Origin of the sequence: Aeromonas sp. S8(2024), assembly GCF_041403085.1 — a bacterium.
Classification (GTDB): domain Bacteria; phylum Pseudomonadota; class Gammaproteobacteria; order Enterobacterales; family Aeromonadaceae; genus Aeromonas; species Aeromonas dhakensis.
Window position 1 is genome coordinate 175244 of sequence record NZ_JBGLRF010000001.1, and the last position, 22517, is coordinate 197760.

Consider the following 22517-nt stretch of genomic DNA (forward strand, 5'->3'; position numbering starts at 1 on the left):
GTGGCGGCCATGTTTAATGGGGCCCTTGCGCGCAGCGCCTTGCCGATAGCCAGATCCGATCTCGTCATGACCATCTTGTCCACCATCCCTGACGCCGTGCCTCAGCCGCACAGCCAGCTGACCCGCATCGAGCGGGTGCTCGACTACATCCATGCCAACCTGGATCAGCCGCTGGCGCTGGCCGAGCTGGCGGAGCAGAGCTGCTGGTCGCGCTGGCAGTTGCAGCGGGTGTTCCTCCATGAGACGGGGCTGACGGTGGCCCACTATGTGCGCGAGCTCAAGCTGAGCCAGGCGGCAGAGGCGCTGCTTTCTGGTCGCCAACGGGTGCTGGATCTGGCGCTCTGTTACGGTTTCGGCTCCGAGGTGAGTTTCAGCCGCGCCTTCAAGCAGCAGTTCGGTTGCTCGCCGCTGGCCTATCGCAAGCGGGGCCTGCGGCTGGGACTGCGTACCCCTCTGGTGCGGGCTACCCTGCCGCAGCCCATGCCTGCCAGGCTGGTACAGGTGCGGATCGAGAGCCAGTCGGGCTTTATCCTGCACGGGGTGAAGGGGCTGATCCACGGGCTGTTTGCCGCTGCCCCCGACTTTCAGCAGACGGTGCCCGCTATCTGGCGCGCCCTGCGCGCGGCGGGTGGTTTGCCACCCGGGCAGGAGCGGGTGGGGGTGGTGGATGTTTCTGGTGCCGGCGAGTCGCTCCCCTACTGGGCGGGTAGCGTGATGGAGGAGGGGGGCAGCCTGCCAGACGGTCTGGCACGCCTCCCGGTGCCGGCCCAGACCTACGCGGTGCTGAGTCACGTGGGCCCCGTCAGTCAGCTGGGGCAGACCCTCAACTGGTTCATCCTGCACTGGTTGCCGAGCTCCGGTTATCGCGGGGTGGACGGCTTCGAGCTGGAGCGTTACGCCCCCGATTTTGACGGCAACCAGCCGGATGCCCGCATGGAGTACTGGCTGCCCGTCGTCCCTCTCTGACAGGGCTATTCCCTTGCCCGGCGGATGCCGGGTGCTGCTATCCCTCTTTCCCTTTTTAGTGCGCCAGGCTTTGCTATCCATTCGACATCGCCTGCGTGTCTGCCGTCAGTTGAGGTTGCCGGATGGGGCCAGAGTGGCCGCATTTTCTCCCTCTTTCGCGCCAACATGCCCCAAATTGTTAATTCAAGGGCAAAATGACCCAATAAAATGCAAATGAGATTTGTTACTATTCACTCATTGCATTCGAGGATCAGATGTACGCCACTCACCCCCCTTTGACCCTGGTCGCCGCGACCCTCTCCGCTCTGTTGGCTGGCCCTGTGCAGGCAGCCGCTGCCGAGCGCCCGACACAGACCCGGGCAGACGAGACCCTGACCGTGCTCGGCGAGACCTATCGCAACACCGCGACCAAGACCCGGCTCGACCCCCTGGAGACGCCCCAGGCCATCTCGGTGGTGGAGGGTGACACCCTGGAGCAGCGCGGCGTCAGCTCGGTGAGCGAGGCGCTACGCTACGTGCCCGGCGTCAACACCGAGCTGCGGGGCGGGGCGGTCAACCGGCTGGATCTGTTTAACATCCGCGGCTTTGACAACTACCAGAACTTTTACGACGGTCTGCTGCTGCAGTACAACGACTGGAACCTGCAGCCCCAGATCGATCCGGTGGCCATCGAGCAGCTGGAGGTGTTCAAGGGGCCCACCTCCGTGCTTTACGGCAGCATGCCCCCCGGCGGCATGGTGAACCTCATCGCCAAGCGCCCCCAGCGGGAAGCTAGGCACAGCGTCAGCGTGGCGAGCGGGACGGGCACCTTCAAGGAGCTGACCCTCGACAGCACCGGCGCCCTCAACGATCAGTTTGCCTATCGGCTGGTGGGGCTGGCTCGCCAGAAAGACGGCCAGGCGGTGACCTCAGAGGAGGAGCGCTACGTGCTGGCGCCCTCTCTCGACTGGCAGTTGAGTGACCGCACCCTGCTGAACCTCAACCTCTATTACCAGAAAGACCCGCAAGCCGGCATCTACACCACTGTGCCGGCCAGCGGCTCGGTCAAATCCAACCCGCTGGGCCAGCTGGGCAGCGATACCTTCCTTGGCGATGAACACTGGAACCACTACAGCCGGGAGGTGACCCTGCTCGGCTACAAGCTGAGCCACGACTTCAACGCCAACTGGCAACTGCTGCAAAACGCCCGCTACATGGATGCCTCGGCCAACCAGCAGAACACCTACAACGCGGCGCTGGCGGCCGACCACCGCACCCTGGCCCGCAACGCCTACCTGACCGATGAAGAGTCTCGCGGCTTTGTCATCGACAACCAGCTGGCGGGCCAGGTGCAGACCGGCAAGGCCCAGCACAACCTGCTGCTGGGGGTGGATTACCAGTATCTGGATGCGCGCATTCTCTACCGGGATACCCTCGACTACTCTGCCCCCGCCATCGACATCTTCAACCCGAACCATCAGCAGATTGTGCCGGCAGACCTGGTCTTCAACTATCAGGACAACCGAACCATCCGCCAGTATCAGAGCGGCCTCTACCTGCAGGATCAGGTGCGCTTCGATCGGCTGGTAGCCATCGGCGGCGCCCGCTACGACCGCTACCGGATGGACACCGACAGCCGGACCCTCTATCAGGGGGCGGCGAGCAACAGCCTGGCCCAGATTGATCAGGACAACCTCTCGCTGCGCCTCGGCGCCCTCTACGAGTTGGATCACGGCCTCTCGCCCTATGTGAGTTATGCCGAGAGTTTCGAGCCGGTGGCGGGGGCGGACAAGCAAGGCCAGGCGTTCAAACCGGCCACCGGCCGGCAGTGGGAGGGGGGGCTCAAGTTCCTCTCCGAAGACATGAGCAAGACCGCCACTCTCTCGGCGTTCCACATCACCAAGCAAAATGCCCTGGTGACGGATCCGGACAACGTCTACGGGCCCAAGTTGCAGACCGGCGAGATGGTCTCCAAGGGGGTCGAGCTGGAGGGGCGACTCGATCTCACCAGCCGCTGGGATCTGGCGCTGAGCTATACCCGTCAGGAGATGGAGATCACCCGCGACACCACCAGCCTGCAGGGCAAGACCCCGGTCTGGGTACCCAAGCAAATGGCTTCGCTGTGGAGCAACTACCTGCCGGCCGGCCCGCTGGCAGGGGCGCGCCTGGGGGCTGGCTTGCGCTACGTGGGGGAGGCCCAGCTGGATGCCGCCAACACCGATACGGTGCCGGATTACCTGCTGATGGACATGGCCGCCTCCTACGATCTGGCCCGGCTCAGCCAGCGCCTGCAAGGGGTGGCGGTGTCACTCAGCGCCAGCAACCTGTTCAACAAGACCTACTACTCCTGCTACGACCAGAACAACTGCTGGTTCGGCGCAGAGCGCAGCGTGGAGGCGCGACTCAAATACGTATTCTGACCCTGCGTCCCGGGCCGCGCCCGGGACTCTCTCACCCCATGACAGGCGCCGGCCGTCGTGCCCGCAGCCCGGGGACGCGGCGCGAGCCGGATCTGCAGGCACTGGCGGATCACGGCGCCCTGTTCGCGGCCGCCGCCGGGCTTATCCCATCCCTCAAGGGGAGGCTGGTGGCGACCGGTTCGGCCGCGGCGCTGTTGATGGCGACCAAGCAGGCCACGCCGGCCGAGGTGGCTGCCGCATTGCACGAGTATTGGCGGCTGGCCCATCCGGAGGCGGGTCCCGCCTACTGGCTCACCCGCAGCTGGGGCATGCTCTGCTGGCAGTCCATCTATCTGGCCATGGTGGCCGTCTATCGGCTGCGGGCCGTGCCGGCGCTGGAGAGGCTGGGGCAGGGCTATCAGGATGGGCTGGTATCGGGTTTTACTTTGCCGGCCGAACCCATGATCAAGGGGAAGCAGGAGGTGTTGATCAAGGCGGCGGGCGAGCGGCTGCAGGCCCATTGGCAGGCGCTGTTCGCACAGCTCGGGCAGGTGCAGCGACTGCGGCCCGGTTTCGTGCGACCGCTCTTGGCGGACGATCTGCTGGCGGCGCTGGTGCGGGTGCCCGCGTTCTTTGACGAGATAAGCCCCGCCGAGGTGGCGGCCCATGCGCCGCACTGGCTTGCCGCCTGCGGCCTGCCGGCCGAGCATCTGGCGGGCTGGCAGCCGGCGGCCGGCTTGGTCGGTTATGTGCGCCAGCGCTGCTGCCTGCACTACAAGCGCCGCGATGGCGAGCTGTGTGCCAACTGCCCGCGGCGGCAGGGGGCGGCGAGCTGTGAAGAGGGTGTTTGAATAAGAAGCCCCGCGTGATGACAAGCCGCCCACAGGCGGCTTTTTACTGCGCCTCGCCGTATGGATGACTGCGCTTTTACGTCGCCTATCTTGATACGAATGAGCTCGAACAGGATCTGCCGTCTGAAGCTACAGCTGATCCTGGTCGGCGCCGCGTCCCTTCTCTTGCAAGTTACTGCGCTTTTACGTCGCCCATCTTGCTGCGAATGCGCTCGAACAGGCTCTGCCGTTTGCAGGTTCAGATGATCCTGGTCGGCGTAGCGCCCTTCTCTTGCAAGTTACTGCGTTTTTACATCGCCCATCTTGGTGCAAATACGTTCAAACAGGCTCTGCAGGCAGGCTTGATCCCGGTCGGCGGCGCGCACCGCGCCATACATGTGGCGGCGCACCCCCTCGGCGAGCGGGCGCGCCTCGAGCAGCCCCTGGCGGACAAACTCCTCGCAGGCCCAGCGCGGCAGGGCGGCGACGCCAAGGCCGGCGGCGGCCATCTGCAGCATCACTGAGGTGTTGTCCACCGGCTTGCAGCGGGCGGGCTCGATGCCGGCCGGCTGCAGGAAGCGGCTGAACACGTCCATCCGTGCACGCTCCACCGGGTAGACCAGCAGCACCTCGGGGCGCAGATCCTCAGGCTTGATGGTTTGCTGGCCACAGAGGGGGTGGTCCGGCGCCATCACCAGCACCAGCTCGAAGGCGAACAGCGGCTCGAAGTGGAGATCGCCGCGCGCCTGCACGTCCGAGGTGAGCAGCAGGTCGAGCTGGCCGCCAAGCAGGGCGCTGATGGCATCAAAGCCCGGCACCGACTCCACTTCCAGATCCACCCCCGGCCACTGGCGGCGAAAATCGGGCAACAGCGGCAGCAGCCACTGGATGCAGCTGTGGCAATCGAGCGCCAGGTGAAGGCGACCGGCGTCGCCGCTGTGCAGGGCCTGCAGCTGTTTCTCGGTCTGCGCCAGCGCCGGCAGCACCTGGCGGGCCAGCCCCAGCAGCTGGTTGCCGGCCGCGGTCAGCACCAGCGGCCGGCTCTTGCGCAGATAGAGCTCCAGATTGAGGCGGGTCTCCAGCTCCTTGAGCTGGTGGGAGAGGGCGGACTGGGTGAGGTTGAGGGTCAGCGCCGCCCCGGCCAGCGAGCCCTGCTCGGCCAGCGCGCTCACCGTTTTCAGGTGCTTGATGTCGATCCCCGGGTTGTTTGACACCGCCATGGTATCCCTCCTTGTTGTGCCTGGGCGGCGGCTTGTTGCCCGCCTTGAGAATTTCTTGAGAGCCAGTTGAAAAGGATTCAATAGCCAACGTCACCTTATCTTGTCATTTTGGATGTGTAAACATCTGGATGGCTAAATCATCCAGTTCACCATCAGATGAATGAGCATAAGGAATGGAACCTATGACCTGCGCACACACCCTGGGCTTTCCCCGTATCGGCGCCAAGCGCGAGCTGAAATTTGCCCTCGAATCCTACTGGCGCGGCGAGACCAGCCAGGCCGAACTCATCGCCACCGGCAAGAGCCTGCGTGAGCGTCACTGGCAGGCCCAGCAGCAGGCTGGTGTGACCCTGCTGCCGGTGGGTGACTTCGCCTGGTACGATCAGGTGCTTGGCACCAGCCTGCTGGTGGATGCCATCCCCGCCCGCCACCGTCATGGCGACACCGACCTCGATACCCTGTTCCGGGTCGCCCGTGGCCGTGCGCCGAGCGGCCCGGCCGCCGCCGCCGCCGAGATGACCAAGTGGTTCAACACCAACTATCACTACCTGGTGCCCGAGTTCAGCCGCGACCAGCGTTTCAAACTGGGCTGGAGCCAGCTGTTTGACGAAGTGGAAGAGGCCAAGGCGCTGGGGCTGCCGATCAAGGCGGTGCTGCTGGGCCCCGTCTCCTACCTCTGGCTTGGCAAGGAGAAAGAGAGCGGCTTCTCCCGTCTCGAGCTGCTCGACCGCCTGCTCATCGTCTACCAGGAGATCCTGGCAAAACTGGCCGCCCAGGGGGTGGAGTGGGTGCAGATCGACGAGCCGGCGCTGGCGCTGGACCTGCCGGACGAGTGGCGCCTCGCCTACCTCAACGCCTATGAGCGTCTGGCCGGTCCCTGCAAACTGCTGCTCACCACCTACTTCGGTTCGGTGGCTCATCAGCGCGACATCATCACTAGCCTGAAGGTGGATGGCCTGCACCTGGACCTGGTGGCGGCCCCCGAGCAGCTGGAGACCCTGGTCCCGCACCTGCCGGCCCAGTGGGTCATCTCGGCCGGGGTCATCAACGGTCGCAACGTCTGGCGTGCCAATCTGGCCAAGCTGGTACCGACCCTGAAAGCACTGAAAGCCAAGCTTGGCGAGCGGCTCTGGGTCGGTTCTTCCTGCTCCTTGCTGCACAGCCCGGTGGACTTGACCCTGGAGCACGAGCTGGATCCCCAGACCCGCAGCTGGTTCGCCTTTGCCCTGCAAAAATGCTACGAGCTGGGGCTGCTGGCCGACCATCTCAATGGCGGGGAGCTGGACAAGATCACTGCCTACAGCCAGCCCATCGTGGATCGGGAGTCTGACAGCCGGGTGCACAAGAAGGCGGTGCAGTCACGCCTCGCCAGCCTCACCAACAGCGATTTCGAACGCCACAGCGCCTATCCGGTGCGGGCCGAGGCACAGCGCGCGGATCTCAAGTTGCCGCTGCTGCCGACCACCACTATCGGCTCCTTCCCGCAGACCTCGGAAATTCGGGTGCTGCGCCAGGATTGGCGAGCCGGTCGCATCGACGATGGCGCCTACGAGGCGGGCATTCAGGCCCAGATCAAGGATGCCATCGAGCGTCAGGAGGCCATCGGGCTGGATGTGTTGGTGCACGGCGAAGCCGAGCGCAACGACATGGTGGAGTATTTCGGTGAGCTGCTGGATGGCTTTGCCATCACCCGCTTCGGCTGGGTACAGAGCTATGGCTCCCGCTGCGTCAAGCCGCCGGTGATCACCCGCGACATCGACCGGCCGACCCCCATGACCCTGGCGTGGACGAAGTTTGCCCAGAGCCTGACCGACAAGCCGGTCAAGGGTATGCTGACTGGCCCTGTGACCATCCTCTGCTGGTCCTTCCCGCGGGAAGATGTGAGCCGCGAACAGTCCGCCCTGCAAATTGGCCTGGCCATTCGCGACGAGGTGGCAGACCTGGAAGCCGCCGGCATCAAGATCATCCAGATCGACGAACCGGCGATCCGTGAAGGGCTGCCGCTGCGCAAGCAGGATCACCAGGCCTACCTCGACTGGGCGGTGCGCGCCTTCCGCCTGAGCGCAAGCCCGGTAGTGGACAGCACCCAGATCCACACCCACATGTGCTACAGCGACTTCAACCTCATTATCGAGGCGGTGGCGGCGCTCGATGCGGACGTGATCACCATCGAGACCAGCCGTAGCCAGATGCAGCTGCTGGGTGCGTTCGAGCGCTTCAACTACCCCAACGAAATCGGCCCGGGCGTCTATGACATCCACTCGCCGAACGTGCCGAGCCAGGGCTGGATTGAGGATCTGATCCGCAAGGCCGCCAAGCAGATCCCGGCAGAGCGGCTGTGGGTCAACCCGGATTGCGGCCTCAAGACCCGCGGCTGGGAAGAGACCGAGGCCGCCCTCAAGGTGATGGTCGATGCCACCAAGGCGCTGCGTGCCGAGCTGGCCTGAAGAACATCTGCAAACAACAAGAGAGTACGGGCATAACGAACGAGGGGAGGCGCAAGCCTTCCCTCTCTCTTTTTATGCCGGATCAGCCGTTGATGTTGGCCTGGGGGAGGGGCTGTAGCAATGACGGCGCGGGCAGGCCGGGTGGCACGTCGGTCCCCGAACACTGGACGCCCCCCCCCATAACCCCCGCCATGTTCCCCCTGTTTTGCAAGGCTGGATCCTAGGCCAGCAAGCGTGGCTGCTTGACGATATCACCCAGCCTGCGCCGGCGAGGCCTCGCCCATTTTTGCATTCGATGCGCTTGCGCTAGGCTCAGGGCAGGGTGATGACGGCGGGGCTGACATGATGAAAGCGGGTCTCTGGTTTTGGTGTTTATGGGGGCTGCTGTTGGCGGCATCTCCCCAGGCGGTTGCCGTCTCTTCGCTCAACATGGTCTATTTCGATGATTTTGCCCCCTACTCATGGCGTGACGAGGAGGGCAAGATGCGCGGCCTCATGGTGGATGTGATGGACAGGGTCGGGCTCGAGCTTGGGGTTCAGGTGCATCATGAGGGATATCCCTGGTTGCGGGCGCAGAAACTGGTTCGTGCCGGTCAAGCCGACGGCTTCGTCACCGTGCCGACCCGGGAGCGGCGAGTCTATACCCGGGTGGTCGAGGCCCCGGTGGCCTTCTCACCCTTGACCCTGTTCACGCAAACCGGCCATCCGGCCCTGGCCCGTCTCAACCAGGCCCGCGCCTTGAGCGATCTCAAGGCGTTCACCATTCTCGACTATATCGGCAATGGCTGGGGCAAGGAGAATCTGGTCGGTTTCAAGGTGCATCTCACCAGCAATGTGGACAATGTCTTCAAGTTGCTGGCGGCCGGTCGGGGGGATCTGATGATCACGGATCCTCTGGTGGCGCGCTTCAAGCTGGCTCAACTGGGATTGGCTGGGACGATCACGGAAGTCCCCCTACAACTGGAGCTGACGCCGCTCCACCTCTGTATTGCCAACTCATCCCCCTTCGCCGCCAGGGTGGACGAGTTGACTCGCATCTTGGCGCGATTGCGGCAAAGTGGTGAGCTGGCCAGGATGGAGGCTCGCTATCGTTGAAGCTGATGATGAGAAGAGGAGTGGACCGGCAGGACGAGCTGAATCGCCCTGCCGGTGTGGGCGCTGGCTGGATCAGCCCGCAGCAGGGAGCGGCAAGGGCGCACCTGGCAAGCAAGGGGCCGGAGTTGGCGCAGGTAACCTCTCCTGATTGAGCGGGGGGCGTGCCATGACCCCGGCCAGCCAGTGATGATCGAGGGGGATGGCATTGCGATCGCCGATCACCAGATTGAGGTGCTGGGCACCGAGGCAGCCGTAGCGGGCGGGATCGGTCTGGGTAAAGAGGCCGAGGCAGGGCACGCCGCTGGCGGCGGCCAGGTGCAATGGCCCGGTGTCACCGCTGACGAAGAGGGAGAGGCCGCCGGCAAAGCGGGCCAGCTCGCTCAGGCTGCTGAGGGCAACCTGCACGTCGCCGAGCTGGGGCTGGGGATCGGCGGGATCCTCGAGCTGGATCAGCAGGGCGGCGGGATAGTGGCGGCGCAGATCCCCGAGCAGCCGCTGCCACTGGGGCAGGGAGAGCCCCTTGCCCTTGCGGGCGCCGGTGAAAAAGCCGATGAGCGGCCGCTCCGGGTAGTCCTGCCTGAGTGCCAGCAGCCGCGGGCTGGCGCTGTGCAGCAAGCTGCCGAGCTCAATCTGATCGGCGAGATGACCGTGCATGCCGAGCAGTTGCAGCGGCTGGTGGGCGTAGTGGCAGTGATCGTTGGGAGTGAGGGGCTGGGGGAACAGGGCATCCCCCTTGGCATCGTCAAAGCCCAGCTTCTCGCGGGCCTTTACCCAGCCGGCGATGAGGTGATCGGTGCTGGAGGCAAAGGGCACATAGACCCGATCGTAATGCTGACGGCGCAGTCGCCACAGCACCGACAGGGAGGCCAGCAGCCGCTTGCCCTGCAATCTGACCGGGTGAATGCGCTGCAGTTGCAGATCGGCCAGGAAGGGGAGCAGCTGGCCGCCGATGCACACCAGCTCTATCTCGGCATGGGGGTGGGCACTGCGTACCTTTTGCAAGAAGGGCAGCAGAAACAGGTTGTTGCCGATGCGGCAGGTGCTGCGAATGACCAGGATCCGCTGGGGAGGCTGGCTGCCGGCCGGCAGTCGGCCTTGACGCGCGAGCCAGGCGAGGGCGGCCCGCTCCAGCCCGGCGGTCCAGCAGCGGCGCTGACTGTCGAAGCGGCGCAGGGCATCTCTGATAGTGCTCATAAGTAGTGGCTCCGTGCATGAATATGGCCTCAAGGTGACACGACATTTCTTAAGCCGAGGTTAAGAAAAGAGAAAAATGAGGGGGGGGCGCCATTTTTTGTAAGAATTTGTTGCTGAGTCACAGTTTCAGAGTGCTCGGATGGAACAGGGGTGTTTCCGTATGATTCCTGTTTTTCTGGGGCGGGATGGCTGAGCGGAGTAGATCGCATCTCCTGGTGGCATTTGGCGGCGGTATGTCGTTAAAATCGCGCATTTGAAATGAATGTTATCCTCGCAGGAGCCCCATGCAGTTCAGGGATTTCTTTCCGGTATCCACCAATACCAGTCTCAAAGAGAGTTGTTACGGCGCCCTTGGCGCCTTCGTCGGGCTGTTGGGCACCGCCCTCTTGTGCCGCTGGGGGCTGGGGCTTGAGGCCCATTGGCTGATCGCCCCCATGGGGGCCTCCGCTGTGCTGCTGTTTGCGGCGCCAGCCAGCCCGTTGGCCCAGCCCTGGTCCATCCTGGTGGGCAACGGGGTCTCGGCGCTGATGGGGGTGCTGAGTGCCAGCCTGGTGGCGGATCCGGCGCAGGCCGCCGCCCTCGCCGTGATGCTGGCCATCGCCGCCATGTTTCTCACCCGCAGCCTGCATCCCCCCGGCGGCGCCGTGGCCCTGACCGCGGTCATCGGCGGCGAGGGGATCCGCCAGCTCGGGGGCGGTTATGTGTTGCTGCCGGTGTTGCTCAATTCGCTGTTGTTGCTGCTACTGGCGCTCTGCTACAACCGGCTGCTGGGGCGGCGTTATCCCAACAGCGGTCAGGCCCGACCCAACCGCCATCAGACCGCCGATCCCCAGCCGAGCGAGCGGGTGGCGACCCAGGCGGCGGACATCGATTTTGCGCTGGAGAAGCACGGCGAGCTGCTCGACATCAGCCGTCAGGATCTGCAAGCGCTGCTGCAGGAGGCCCAGCTGCACGCCCTGCGGGCCAGGGTGGGCACGGTGCGGGTGCAGGAGGTGATGTCGCGGGATCTGATCCTGATAGCGGCGCAGCAGCCGGCCATGGCGGCCTGGCAACTGCTCTCCCACCATCAGGTCAAGGCGCTGCCGGTGGTGGACGAGGCCGGTCGGCTGACCGGCATCATCACCCTGCACGACCTGATGATCGACCGGGCACTACAACAGCCGCGGGGCGCCGCGGATCTGGCTGAGCTGCGGGTCGCAGACCTGATGACCCGCAACGTGTCGACCGCCCGCCACGATCAGCCGCTCTACGATCTGGTGGGTGCCTTCTCTGATGGCGGCCTGCACCACATGCCGGTGGTGGATGGCGAGCAGCTGGTGGGGATCCTGACCCAGTCAGACATGGTCGCTGCGCTGTTCAACCTGGCGCTGCACCCGGCGCAGGGTGAAACCGGTGCACCGGTCAGTACATAAGAAAGGCCCCTCGCGGGGCCTTTTTGTTGTCTGTGCCTTGGCACTGCATGGCTGAACAAACCGAACAAGGTCAAAACAAGAGGGAGTGCCAGGCACTCCCTCGTTGGGATAAGAGAGACGGAGGACAAGGCTCAGCCGTAGCGGGCCAGGGTGAGCCCTTCGTCGCTGATGGCGGTGTCGCTGCCGCTGATGAGATCGCACAGCAGCTGACCCGAGCCCGCCGCCATGGTCCAGCCCAGGGTGCCATGGCCGGTGTTGAGCCAGAGGCCGGGGATGGGGCTCGGACCCACCAGCGGGGTGCCGTCCGGCGTCATGGGACGTAGCCCGGTCCAGAAGTCGGCGCGGCTGATGTCGCCCCCCTCGGGGAAGAGATCACCGACCACCATGGCCAGGGTGTCGTGCCGTTTCGGGTTGAGGGCCAGGTTGTAGCCCGACAGCTCCGCCATGCCGCCGACCCGGATCCGCTCATCGAAACGGGTGATGGCTACCTTGTAGGTTTCGTCCAGTACGGTGCTGCGCGGCGCGGCCTCGGCGTTGATCATCGGCAGGGTGAGGGAGTAGCCCTTGACCGGGTAGACCGGCAGATCGAGCCCGAGCGGGCGCAGGAAGCCGGTGGCATAACTGCCGAGGGCACAGACGATGGCATCGGCCTTGAAGCGCTGCTCGCCGGCCCGCACCGCCACGGCGCGTCCCTGTGCCAGCTCGATCTCGTCGATAGCGCAGTTGAACACGAATTTGACCCCCAGTCGCTGCGCTTCCGCAGCCATTGCCTTGGTGAAGCGGAAGCAGTCGCCGGTCTCGTCCCCCGGCAGGCGCAGACCGCCCACTATCTTGCCGCGTACCCGGGCCAGCGCCGGCTCTGCCCCTTCACACCCAGCGGCATCGAGGGACTGATAGGGCACGCCGTACTCTTCCAGCACCTCGATGTCGCGTTTGCTGGCATCGAGCTGGGCCTGACTGCGGAACAGCTGCAGGGTGCCGAGCTGGCGCCCCTCGTAGTCCAGCGCCAGCTCGTCGCGCAGCAGCTTCATGCAGTCGCGGCTGTATTCGGCCAGCCGCACCATGCGCCCCTTGTTGACCGCATAGGCTGCCGGGGTGCAGTTGGCAAACATCTTCAGCATCCAGCGCAGCTGGAAGGGATCCGAGGTCGGCCGCACCGTGAAGGGGGCATGTTTTTGCAGCAGCCACTTGGCGGCCTTGAGGGGAATGCCGGGGGCCGCCCAGGGGGCCGCGTAACCGGGGGAGATCTGGCCGGCATTGGCGTGGCTGGTTTCAAGGGCCACCCCGTCACGCCGCTCCAGCAGGGTCACCTTGTGACCCGCCTTGGCCAGATACCAGGCGCTGGTCACGCCGACCACGCCACCACCGAGTACCACTATGTCCATCTTGTCTCTCCTTGACTGGGGCCCTCACATTAATCAGCCGCCACAGGATATTCAACTGGTGTAGATATAATTGGGATATATATCTATTTACAATTATTTAACTGGTTTTCAATGTTGAAATTTGTGGACTTGCTGGCATTAGATGTGGCAGTCAGAGCTGCTCCAGCTGGATCAGGTACTGCTCCGCCGTCGCCAGGATGGCGTGCTGCTGTTCGGCGGCCTGGCCATCCCAGTTGGCATAGGGCAGGGCGAGGCGAGGATTGCTGCCAAGTTTGTCCCGGTTGCGCCATAAAAAATGCCAGTAGAGGCTGTTGAAGGGGCAACTCCCGTCGCCGCTGCGGGCCTTCACCTGATAGTGGCACCCCTTGCAGTAGTGGCCCATCCGCTCGAGATAGGCGCCGCTGCTGGCGTAGGGCTTGCTGCCCATCAGGCCGCCATCGGCAAACTGGCTCATGCCGCGGGTGTTGGGCAGCTCGACCCACTCGATGGCATCCACATAGATACCGAGATACCAGGCATCCACCTCGTCAGGATGGATCCCCGCCAGTAGGGCAAAGTTGCCGGTCACCATCAGCCGCTGGATATGGTGGGCGTAGGCGTGATCCAGAGACTGGCGAATGGCGTGACGCACGCAGGCCATGTTTGTTTCGCCGCTCCAGAAAAAACCGGGCAGCGGCCGCTCGGCCCCGAGAAAATTGGTGCGCTGATAGTCGGGCATCTTCTCCCAGTAGAGGGCGCGCACGAACTCGCGCCAGCCGAGGATCTGGCGAATAAAGCCCTCCACTTGCGCTAGGGTGATGGTGGCCTGATTGGCCTGCCAGTGGGCTTCGGCTGCGCGGATCACCTCAAGCGGGTGGAGCATCTTGCTGTTGAGGGAAAACGACAGGCGGCTATGAAACAGGCTCCAGCTCCGCTCGCTCAGGGCATCCTGATAGCGGCCAAAGTGGGGCAGGCAGTGGGCCAGAAAATGGGCCAGCAGCTCGCGGCTCTGACGCCGGGTGATGGGCCACGGCAGTTTGCTGGCATCCGCCTTACCGATGGTGCTGACCCCGTGGCGGGTCAGCATGGCGTCAATCTCGCTCACCTGGTTGGCAAAGGTGAGGGGCGCCGGGATGGGCTGGCTCGCCGGCAGTTTGGCGCGGTTCTCGTCATCAAAGTTCCAGCGCCCACCAAGGGGCTGGCCGCGCTCATCGAGCAACACCCTGTATTGCTTGCGCAGGGCGCGGTAGAAGAACTCCATCCGGCTGTGGGGATAGCGCTGCCAGCCATCGCGGGGGGTGAGAAAATGTTCGCTCTCCACCTCAGTGGCAGGGATGGCGAGGCCCGCCGCCCAGCTTTTCAACTGGCTGGCGAGGCGCCACTCGTCCGGGCTCTGCCAGGCGAAGCTGTCGGCCTGATGCGCTTCGAGCTGGGCCTCCAGCAAGCTGGGCAAGTCGGGCCAGCGGGCGCTCTCATCGAGGGTCAGGTAACAGACGTGATGGCCCGCCTTGCCGAGGGCCGCCGCGAAGGCGCGCATGGCGGCAAAGAAGGCCAGCACCTTCTGGCGGTGGTGGCGGCAGTAGTCGGTCTCCTGGCGCAGCTCCGCCATCAGGTAGCAGACCGCCGGATCCGGCGTGCGAAACCAGCTGTGAGCGGCGTTGAGCTGATCGCCGAGCACAAGGCGTAGCTCCATCAGGCTGGTTCCCCATTATGTTGACGGTTGTTGTGGCGAGCGTAGCGACAGCGCTCGCTGCAGTAGCGCACAGCCTCCCAGCTGCGCGCCCACTTGTGCCGCCAGCTAAAGGGGCGCTGGCAGACGGGGCAGATCTTCTCGGGCAGATGGGCTTTGCGATGCATGGGACTTCCGATGGTTGGCAAGGGGCGGCGTGAACAGGGTCAAGTCACCGGGATAACAGCTTAACGAAGCTGGGTGCTGGGGGGATCACTGTCGCCTGTATCGAGTCAGCTGAATGGGCGCTTTGTGAGCAGACGCACAACCCGTCGATACTCGGATTGTTTGCATGGCAACCAGTTGTTAACTTGGCGAGGCTGCCTGCTGGCAGCACCCATCAATGGATCTTATTGGCCACCGACTGGTTACAACCGACATGGAGGGGAGTGATGCCAATCGTGACAGCTACGCCCCGGGCAGCCTGCCTGCTCGCCCACTGGTACACCCGGGATCCCATTCTGACCCTCGACTTTCCTCACCGCTGATTGGCGGCACCCGCCGTTTGAATTTGTCAGCCGGACGACCCTGATCGCCCCGGCCTCTTTGCCAATTCCAATTTCAAACACACTGGCCTTGCGCCGGTGAGGAGTCTTATATGCGTCGTATACCCGAGCCGTTTCGTATCAAGATGGTCGAGCCCATCAAACAGACCACTGGCGCCGAGCGCCGCACCGCCCTCGAGGCCGCTGGCTGGAACCCCTTCCTGCTGCTGGCCGAGGATGTCTATATCGATCTGCTGACCGACAGCGGCACAGGTGCCATGTCCGACCGTCAGTGGGCCGGCATCATGATGGGGGACGAGGCCTATGCGGGCAGCCGCAACTTCGTCGAGCTGGAGCGCACGGTGCGCGAGATCTTTGGCTACCAGCATGTGATGCCCACCCACCAGGGGCGCGGGGCCGAGCAGATCCTCTTCCCCGAGCTGGTCAAGCGCTGCCAGGGCAAGGCGCCGGTCTTCATCTCCAACTACCACTTCGACACCACCAAGGCCCACGTGGAGTTGGCCGGCGCGCGGGCCATCAACCTGCTCACCCCGAAAGCTCTCGACACCACGGCCCCTTACCCCTGGAAGGGGGATTTTGATCTCCCTCGCCTGAGTGACACCATCGACACCCTGGGGGCCGCCAACGTGGCCGGCATCATCATCACGGTGACCTGCAACAGCGCAGGCGGCCAGCCGGTCTCCATGGCCAATATGGAGGCGGTCTCCGAGTTGGCCCATCGCCACCATATCCCGGTGGTGATCGATGCCGCCCGCTTTGCCGAGAACGCCTGGTTTATCAAGGCGCGGGACCCGGCCTATGCCAAGTGCAGCATCAAGGAGATAGTGCGCCAGATGTTTGCGCTGGGGGACATCTTCACCATGTCGGCCAAGAAGGACGGGTTGGTCAATATCGGCGGGCTCTGCTGTTTCAAAGAAGATCTCGAGCTGTTTCGCGCGGTGCAGGTGCGCTGCGTGGCGATGGAGGGGTTTGTCACCTATGGCGGCCTTGCCGGGCGGGACATGGCGGCGCTCGCCATCGGCCTGCGCGAGGGGATGGATGAGGAGTATCTGACCTATCGCATCAGTCAGGTGGCTTATCTGGGCGAACGACTGGCCGAGGCAGGCATCCCCATCCAGACTCCCACCGGCGGTCATGCGGTGTTTGTGGACGCCAAGAAGCTGCTGCCCCATATTCCGGCCGGGCAGTTCCCGGCCCATGCGCTCGCCTGCGAGCTCTATCTGGAAGGGGGTGTGCGCGGGGTGGAGATAGGCTCCCTGCTGCTGGGGCGCGATCCCGTCACCGGCAAGCAGGAGGCGGCGGACTTTGAGCTGTTGCGGCTCACCATTCCGCGCCGGGTCTACACCCGGGATCACATGGACTATGTGGCCGACTGCCTGATCGCGGTCAAGGTGCGGGCCAGCGACATTCGCGGGCTCACCTTCGACTACGAGCCGCCGCTGCTGCGCCACTTCACCGCGCGGCTCAAGCCGCTCTGATCGCCAGCACTTCGGCGCCGTAGCCAGCAGGCTTGACCACAAGGCTCAATAATAAAAGCCCCCGCACCTTGGTGCGGGGGCTTTTTTGGCGATGATCGCCGGGAGCCTTACTGGCTGCTGAACAGCTTGGTCTGTGGGCTGGACTGGGCGGTCAGGCTCATGCGACCGGAGGTCTCCAGCCAGGATTTGATCCGCTTGGCATCGGCCACCCGGGCGTTGGGAGTGTCGGCGTTGAGCAGCACCATGATCACCGGCTCGCGGTTGATCTGGGTGGCCATCACCAGGCAGCGCCCCGCCTCGCGGATGTAACCGGTCTTGGAGAGGGAGATGGGCCAGCTCCCTTCGCGCACCAGCCGGTTGGAGTTGAGGTAGTGCAGCTGGCGCTTGCCGTTGCGCACCATGCGCTCCTCGGTGGAGGAGTATTGGCGAATGAGCGGATAAGTGGAGGCCGCCGCCACCAGTTTGGCGAGATCGTGGGCGCTGGAGACGTTGCGAGGGGTGAGCCCGGTACTGTCGGAGAACTGGGTGCTCCACATGCCGAGCATGCGGGCCTTGGCATTCATCGCCTCGATGAAGGCGCGCTGGCCACCCGGGTAGTTTCTAGCCAGGGCCGAGGCGGCGCGGTTTTCCGACGACATCAGGGCGATGTGCAGCATGTCGGCCCGGCTCAGGCGCGAGCCCACCGCCAGCCGCGACCCGGTGCCCTTGAGTCTGTCCACGTCGGCCATGGTAACGGTCAGCATCTCGGAGAGACGCTGGTTGGCATCGAGCACCACCAGTGCCGTCATCAGCTTGGTGATGGAGGCTATCGGCATCACCCGGTTGGCGTTGCGCTCCGACAGCACTTCACCGGTGCGCGGGTTGGCCACCACGAAGGCGGCGGAGCTCAGCGCCAGATCGTTGCGCTGCTCCAGAAAGCTGTTGGGGGAGTGGGACTGGGCTGAAAACGGATTGGCCTGGGCGCTCTCCATGCTGACGGGAACGAGGAAGGCACCGAGCAACAGGGTAAGAAAAGGGCGAGTAATCATGATTTGACGCTACCGTACGGCTGACAGGGATATTTGGCTAAGTTATATGACGGTAATTGACGCTTCACAACGTCTAATGGCCCGATATTTCAATTTTATGGGATGGCGCACCTTGAAATAACGGTAATGGGCGCTATGAGCGGCTTCATACGAGTAATAATGGGGCTGGTCGGCGTGAGAAACATGGCTGCAGTGTGCGGCTGGTGGCGCCCTCTTGCCGTCAGATGATCGATCTTTTAGCCGTCTCTATTGCCTGCGTCCCTATCTTCACTCATTCCTGGTGATCATCTCTGTTGAAAACGGCCTGATCAGGGGCGGCAACATGTGCTGATGGCGGCCATGGCCGGCAGCGGATCACCGCAGGATCAAGAAGATAACGAGAGGGCTCCTGGCATTCACGCGCTATGGCGTCATGGCTACCCGCATCAGCGCCGAGGGGCTGTTTTCGACAAAGTAGTGCCAGAGATGATCATAGAGTGCCTGCTGGCCGGGGAAACTCACCAGTGCCTTGGCCTCGGCCAAGGTGCACCAGCGATATTCGGTATGCTCATCATTGAGGGTGACCACCTGATTGGGCGGGCAATAGACCACAAAGACCGGCACTACCTCCACCGTATTTGAAGCGCTTTCGTAAAATTGTTCCAGATAATGGGCTGTGTATAATTCGCAAACCCTGATACCCGTCTCTTCGCCAAACTCGCGAATAATGGTCTGCCAGCCAGTTTCCCCCGCCTCGACCGTGCCCGCCACATGGCACCAGAAACCACCCTTTACGCGTTTCATCACCAGCAGCTTTGTTTCACCATCAATCGTTGAGAGGGCGACACCGGAGACGGTTTTACAGCGAATGGGGATCATGGGATAGGCTCCAATAACAGGTTCAATGGACGCCTATTGTTCGGCCGCCGACGGGAGGTTGGCAAGTGATTTCCCTGCCGGCGGCGTTTGTGCGGGCCCAACGTGACAGGGGCATTCAGCCCCTGTCACGCGTGCGGTCAGCCTCCCATCATACGGGCGGTCTGGATCGCTTCGATCAGCGCTGCGCGGTTGATGCGGGGTCGCTCTTCATCGAGCAATTGTTGCCAGAGGGCGATGGCCTGGGAGTAGCGGCCGTGCAGGAAGTGATCGGAGGCGAGCAGCATCAGGGCGCTCACCTCGCCCTTGTCCTGCTTGAGCGCGCTACCCAGCAGGTGTTGCGCCTCCGGGGTGAGTTGCTGGCCCGCCTGGTAGTAGAGCACGGTGGCTTGCGCGGCCTGGGTCGCGGCGCTGGCGCCCCCTTCTTGCAGGGCGAGGCGCTGGTAGGCGAGCAGGGCGTTGTCGTACTCGTCCCGGTAGAGATAGAGCTGACCGAGCGCCGCCCAGCCGTCGAGATCGGCGGGGTTGGTTTGCAGGCGCTGGTGCAGGGCGCCCAGCTCCTTGTCCTGTAGATCCCGCGGGCTCAATCCCGCCAGCGGATCGGGGCGCGACTGATAAGCCTGCCACGCCTGATAGCGGCCGGTGCCGGCATAAATGCCGGCCATCAGCGCCAGCAGCAGGGTCCCAACTAGTATCCATGGCCGAAACCTAAGCTGCGGATGGGCGGTGCTATCTCTTATCAGCCGGTCGCGCAGGGCCTGCTCGGCGGTGGGGGTGGCGTTGGCGAGGCGAGCCAGCTCCAGCTCCCGGTAGAGGCGGCTGTGGGGGGCAAGCCCCGCCTGCTGTTCGGCCATGATCAGCCGGTTCAGCTCGGCCCTGGGGTCGTGGAGACGGGTCCCCTCGGCTCTGTCGCCGACAAGCGGCACCCACGCCGGTTGCCGGCGATACAGGCTCCTGCGCAGGCGACTGAGCGCCAGTAACAGCAAGAGGGCGGGGCCGCCCCACAGCAGCGCCGTGCTGGCTTTGAAGGGGGGATCGTAGCGCACGAAATCGCCGAAGCGCTCCGTCATGCGGGCGATCACCTGCTCATCAGACTGCCCCTCGTCCACCCAGCGGTAGACCTCGAGCCGCAGATCCCGGGCGATGGGGGAGTTGGACTCCACCAGGTTCTGGTTCTGGCACTGGGGGCAGCGCAGGGCGCGGGCCAGCTCCTGAGCGCGGGCCTGCCGCTCTGGGTGGCGAAACTCATAGGTGTCGACCCCGCTGGCAAGGGCCCCGAGGCTCAATGCCAGCAAGAGTGGCGCGATCAAGACGTGGCCGAGACTGCTCATGGCTTGCTCTCCTGCACTTGTCTCTCCACTTCTCTTTCCGCTTCGGGCTGGCTGGCGGTGTTGCTGCGGGCCTTTGCCAGCAGGGGGGTAAACTGGTGTTGCCAGACTTCCCGGGTGAGCTCACCCGTGTGGCGGGTCAGCAGGGTGCCGTCGCCGGCGAAGAGATAGGTCTCCGGCGTGCCGTAGACGCCGAGCTCCAGTGCGAGTCGGCCGTCGGGGTCGGCCAGCACGGCGCGATAGGGGTTGCCCGCCTCGGTGAGCCAGGCGCGAGCAGCGTCTCCCTTGTCCCGGTAGTTGAGGCCGTAAAGGGGCACGGAGCCCGCAAGCTCACCCAGCAGCGGATGCTCGGCGCGGCAGTTGGGGCACCAGCTGGCCCAGACGTTGAGCACGAAGGGTTCGCCCTTGAGCGCCGCGGTGTGGATGGGGGCGCCACCAAACAGATCGTCACTCTGCCAGGCAGGCAGGGTGCGCCCTGCGACGGCCTCATCCTGGCTGTAGGGGTTGTTGCCAAGGCCGAGCCAGAGCAGGGCACCGAGCCCCAGGGTGAGCAGGAGTGGCACGAACAGGCGCAGACGGGCGTTCATAAGGTCTCCTGTTCAAGCTGGGGATAGGGGGCGGCAGCTGGCGCAGGATGGTTAGCCAGCAGCGGCCGGCGGGCAAGCAGGCGCAGGGCACCGCCCGCCATCATCAACAGGCCACCGAGCCAGATCCAGCGCACCAGCGGCTTGTAGTGCAGCCGCATGGCATAGGCGCCGGGTCCCATCTTCTCGCCAAGCACCACGTAGAGATCGCCAAGCATTCCCCACGCGATGCCGGGTTCGTTCATGTTCATGGTGCGCACACTGTAGTGACGTCGCTCTGGGGTGAGCCTGGCCACCTCTTTACCGTCCTTATGCACGCTAAGCGTGATGCGCTCGGCGGTGTAGTTGGGGCCGATGATCGGCTCGCTCCCCTCATAGCGAAATTCGAAGGCGCCGAGCCGATAGGGCTTGTCGGCGGCGAGTACGGCGCCCCCCTCCTGGCTGTGGTGACTCACCTGCGCGATGCCGAGGGCGCACACCGCCACCCCGAGGTGGGCCAGCAGGCTGCCGAACCGATTGAGGGTGAGCTCGCGCAGGGCGACCGGCTGCAAGAGCGGGAGCAGCAGGCTGGCCATCAGCCAGAGGCTCAGCACGTTGGCCGCGAGCCCCAGCCAGCTTGCCCGCAGCGGCTCGGGATAGGCGAGGCTCAGCAAGGCGCCCCCCAGCAGGCCGAACAGGCATGGGAGCAGCACCTTGATGCGGCGCTGGGCCGCCAGATGCTGCCAGCGCAGGCGCGGCAGCTGGGTCATCAGCGCCATCAGGCAGAGGGCCAGCGGCACGAAGATGGTATTGAAATAGGGGGCGCCCACCGAGAGCGAGCCCAGATGGAGCGATTGGAACACCATGGGGTAGAAGGTGCCGAGCAGCACGCTGGCGCAGGCCACGCAGAGCAGCAGGATGGCGGCGCCGAGCAGCCCCTCTTTTGACAGCAAGCCAAAGCGGGCATAGGGGGCGCGAATGTCCGCCCGCAGGGCAAACAGGGTGAGGGCGCAGGTCAATAGCAAGCCGAGCAGCAACAAGAGGGTGAGGCCGCGGCTGGGGTCGACCGCAAAGGCGTGCACCGAGGTGAGCACCCCGGAGCGCACCACGAAGGTGCCAAGCAGGCTTAAGGCAAAGGTAAAGATGGAGAGCAGCAGTACGGCGTGGCCGTAAGCGCCGCGCTTCTCGCACACCACCAGGGCGTGCAGCAGGGCGGTGCCGAGCAGCCAGGGCAAGAGAGAGGCATTTTCCACCGGATCCCAGAACCACCAGCCGCCCCAGCCGAGCTCGTAATAAGCCCACCAGGAGCCGAGCACTATGCCGGCGGTGAGAAACACCCAGGAGCCGAGCGCCCAGGGTCGGCTCCAGTGGGCCACGGCGCCATCGAGCCGACCCGAGTGCAGCGCCGCCATGGCGAAGGCGAAGTTGACCGCAAAGCCGACATAACCGAGATAGAGCAGGGGCGGGTGGATGATGAGGCCGATGTCCTGCAGCATGGGGTTGAGATCGCGCCCCTCCAGCGGCCCCGGGAACTGGCGGTCAAACGGGCTGGAGAAGATCAGGGTATAGAGGCCGAACAACCCGACGATCAGCCCCATGATGGCCAGTACCCGGGTTGTGATCAGCGGATCGACCCGCCTGGAGCAAAGGGCCACCAGCGCACCCCACAGCCCCAGCGCAAAGACGAAGAACAGCATGGAGCCCTCGTGACCGCCCCACACGGCCGCCAGTTTGAAGCCAAGGGGCAGGGCGCTGTTGGCGTGCTGGGCCACATAGACCAGGGTGAAATCATCCTGGCCAAAACAGCCGGCGAGCAGCAGCAGGGCGGCCCCGAGCAGGAGCGCGACCAGGAGGGCCAGCGGTGTTGCGCAGCCGAGCAGCGGGCGTGAGGCGAGCCGCAGCCCCAGCCCCAGCCAGGGCAGCAGCCCTTGCAGCAGGGCGAGCCCGGTCGCCAGCAACAGTGAGAGATAGCCGAGCTCCGCCAGCACACAACCTCCAGTCAATCATTCGTCTATGTTATGCCGCAGCGTCTGCACCGTACCGGCGCTGGGGGATAACATCCACATTTCTGGCAACAATCAATCGCAACAACTCATCGCAACAAATAAGCGCCAGTCACCCGAG

Annotated in this window: 17 protein-coding genes; 7 read left to right on the forward strand and 10 right to left on the reverse strand. The window is 64.4% G+C overall.

The annotated features are described in order from the left end of the window. The first annotated feature begins 66 nt into the window (after nucleotides 1–66). The 3 genes from ACB031_RS00785 (at nucleotide 67) to ACB031_RS00795 (ending at nucleotide 4195) form a co-directional block, all read left to right on the forward strand. On the forward strand, nucleotides 67–966 hold the full coding sequence (locus ACB031_RS00785; protein WP_371138822.1) for a helix-turn-helix domain-containing protein: 900 nt from the start codon (nucleotides 67–69) through the stop codon (nucleotides 964–966). A 254-nt stretch (nucleotides 967–1220) separates the two neighbouring features. Beyond that, nucleotides 1221–3365: a TonB-dependent siderophore receptor gene (locus ACB031_RS00790; protein ID WP_371138823.1), complete on the forward strand. Its 2145-nt coding sequence runs from the start codon at nucleotides 1221–1223 to the stop codon at nucleotides 3363–3365. Between the two features lie 38 nt (nucleotides 3366–3403). After that, entirely contained in the window at nucleotides 3404–4195 is a 792-nt protein-coding gene (locus ACB031_RS00795; protein ID WP_371138824.1) for a siderophore ferric iron reductase, read from the forward strand. Nucleotides 4196–4473: 278 nt separating this feature from the next. On the opposite strand, the gene ACB031_RS00800 is transcribed toward ACB031_RS00795, so the two are convergent. After that, nucleotides 4474–5394, reverse strand: coding sequence for a LysR substrate-binding domain-containing protein (locus ACB031_RS00800; RefSeq protein WP_319906913.1), 921 nt, complete (start codon nucleotides 5392–5394; stop codon nucleotides 4474–4476). Nucleotides 5395–5576: 182 nt separating this feature from the next. On the opposite strand from ACB031_RS00800, the gene metE reads away from it, so the two are divergent. Both metE and ACB031_RS00810 read left to right on the forward strand, forming a co-directional pair. Next, complete coding sequence (metE, locus tag ACB031_RS00805) at nucleotides 5577–7841, forward strand: 5-methyltetrahydropteroyltriglutamate--homocysteine S-methyltransferase (RefSeq protein ID WP_319906912.1); 2265 nt, start codon at nucleotides 5577–5579, stop codon at nucleotides 7839–7841. 429 nt (nucleotides 7842–8270) lie between these two features. After that, nucleotides 8271–8936 (forward strand): ABC transporter substrate-binding protein, encoded by a 666-nt coding sequence (locus ACB031_RS00810; protein ID WP_126881980.1) that lies wholly within the window; start codon nucleotides 8271–8273, stop codon nucleotides 8934–8936. Between the two features lie 72 nt (nucleotides 8937–9008). On the opposite strand, the gene ACB031_RS00815 is transcribed toward ACB031_RS00810, so the two are convergent. Then, a complete protein-coding gene (locus ACB031_RS00815) occupies nucleotides 9009–10130 on the reverse strand; it encodes a glycosyltransferase family 9 protein (protein WP_371138825.1) in 1122 nt (373 codons plus the stop codon). A 284-nt stretch (nucleotides 10131–10414) separates the two neighbouring features. Between ACB031_RS00815 and ACB031_RS00820 the strand changes: the two genes are divergently transcribed. Further along, nucleotides 10415–11542 (forward strand): HPP family protein, encoded by a 1128-nt coding sequence (locus tag ACB031_RS00820; protein WP_371138826.1) that lies wholly within the window; start codon nucleotides 10415–10417, stop codon nucleotides 11540–11542. Between the two features lie 131 nt (nucleotides 11543–11673). On the opposite strand, the gene ACB031_RS00825 is transcribed toward ACB031_RS00820, so the two are convergent. From ACB031_RS00825 to ACB031_RS00835, 3 genes are all read right to left on the reverse strand, one after another. After that, complete coding sequence (locus tag ACB031_RS00825; RefSeq protein WP_042049389.1) at nucleotides 11674–12927, reverse strand: D-amino acid dehydrogenase; 1254 nt, start codon at nucleotides 12925–12927, stop codon at nucleotides 11674–11676. A gap of 151 nt (nucleotides 12928–13078) precedes the next feature. Then, nucleotides 13079–14599 carry a cryptochrome/photolyase family protein gene (locus ACB031_RS00830; protein ID WP_371138827.1) on the reverse strand — a complete coding sequence of 507 codons (1521 nt, stop codon included), beginning with the start codon at nucleotides 14597–14599 and terminating at the stop codon, nucleotides 13079–13081. Continuing rightward, a complete protein-coding gene (locus ACB031_RS00835; RefSeq protein ID WP_260753984.1) occupies nucleotides 14599–14763 on the reverse strand; it encodes a DUF2256 domain-containing protein in 165 nt (54 codons plus the stop codon). The genes ACB031_RS00830 and ACB031_RS00835 overlap by 1 nt, the downstream gene beginning before the upstream one ends. Nucleotides 14764–15233: 470 nt before the next feature. On the opposite strand from ACB031_RS00835, the gene ACB031_RS00840 reads away from it, so the two are divergent. Next, a complete protein-coding gene (locus ACB031_RS00840) occupies nucleotides 15234–16619 on the forward strand; it encodes a tryptophanase (protein ID WP_371138828.1) in 1386 nt (461 codons plus the stop codon). Nucleotides 16620–16726: 107 nt separating this feature from the next. Here the strand turns inward: ACB031_RS00840 and pbpG are convergent, their stop codons facing one another. From pbpG to nrfE, 5 genes are all read right to left on the reverse strand, one after another. Then, nucleotides 16727–17647, reverse strand: coding sequence for a D-alanyl-D-alanine endopeptidase (gene pbpG, locus ACB031_RS00845; protein ID WP_005300287.1), 921 nt, complete (start codon nucleotides 17645–17647; stop codon nucleotides 16727–16729). A gap of 402 nt (nucleotides 17648–18049) precedes the next feature. Continuing rightward, on the reverse strand, nucleotides 18050–18505 hold the full coding sequence (locus ACB031_RS00850) for an NUDIX pyrophosphatase (protein WP_005300289.1): 456 nt from the start codon (nucleotides 18503–18505) through the stop codon (nucleotides 18050–18052). A gap of 137 nt (nucleotides 18506–18642) precedes the next feature. Beyond that, nucleotides 18643–19833, reverse strand: a complete 1191-nt coding sequence (gene nrfF, locus ACB031_RS00855) for a heme lyase NrfEFG subunit NrfF (RefSeq protein ID WP_139752611.1) — start codon at nucleotides 19831–19833, stop codon at nucleotides 18643–18645. Further along, on the reverse strand, nucleotides 19830–20417 hold the full coding sequence (locus ACB031_RS00860; RefSeq protein ID WP_139752610.1) for a DsbE family thiol:disulfide interchange protein: 588 nt from the start codon (nucleotides 20415–20417) through the stop codon (nucleotides 19830–19832). Before ACB031_RS00860 ends, nrfF begins: the two co-directional genes overlap by 4 nt. Further along, nucleotides 20414–22381: a heme lyase NrfEFG subunit NrfE gene (nrfE, locus tag ACB031_RS00865; RefSeq protein ID WP_139752609.1), complete on the reverse strand. Its 1968-nt coding sequence runs from the start codon at nucleotides 22379–22381 to the stop codon at nucleotides 20414–20416. The genes ACB031_RS00860 and nrfE overlap by 4 nt, the downstream gene beginning before the upstream one ends. Nucleotides 22382–22517 lie beyond the last annotated feature (136 nt).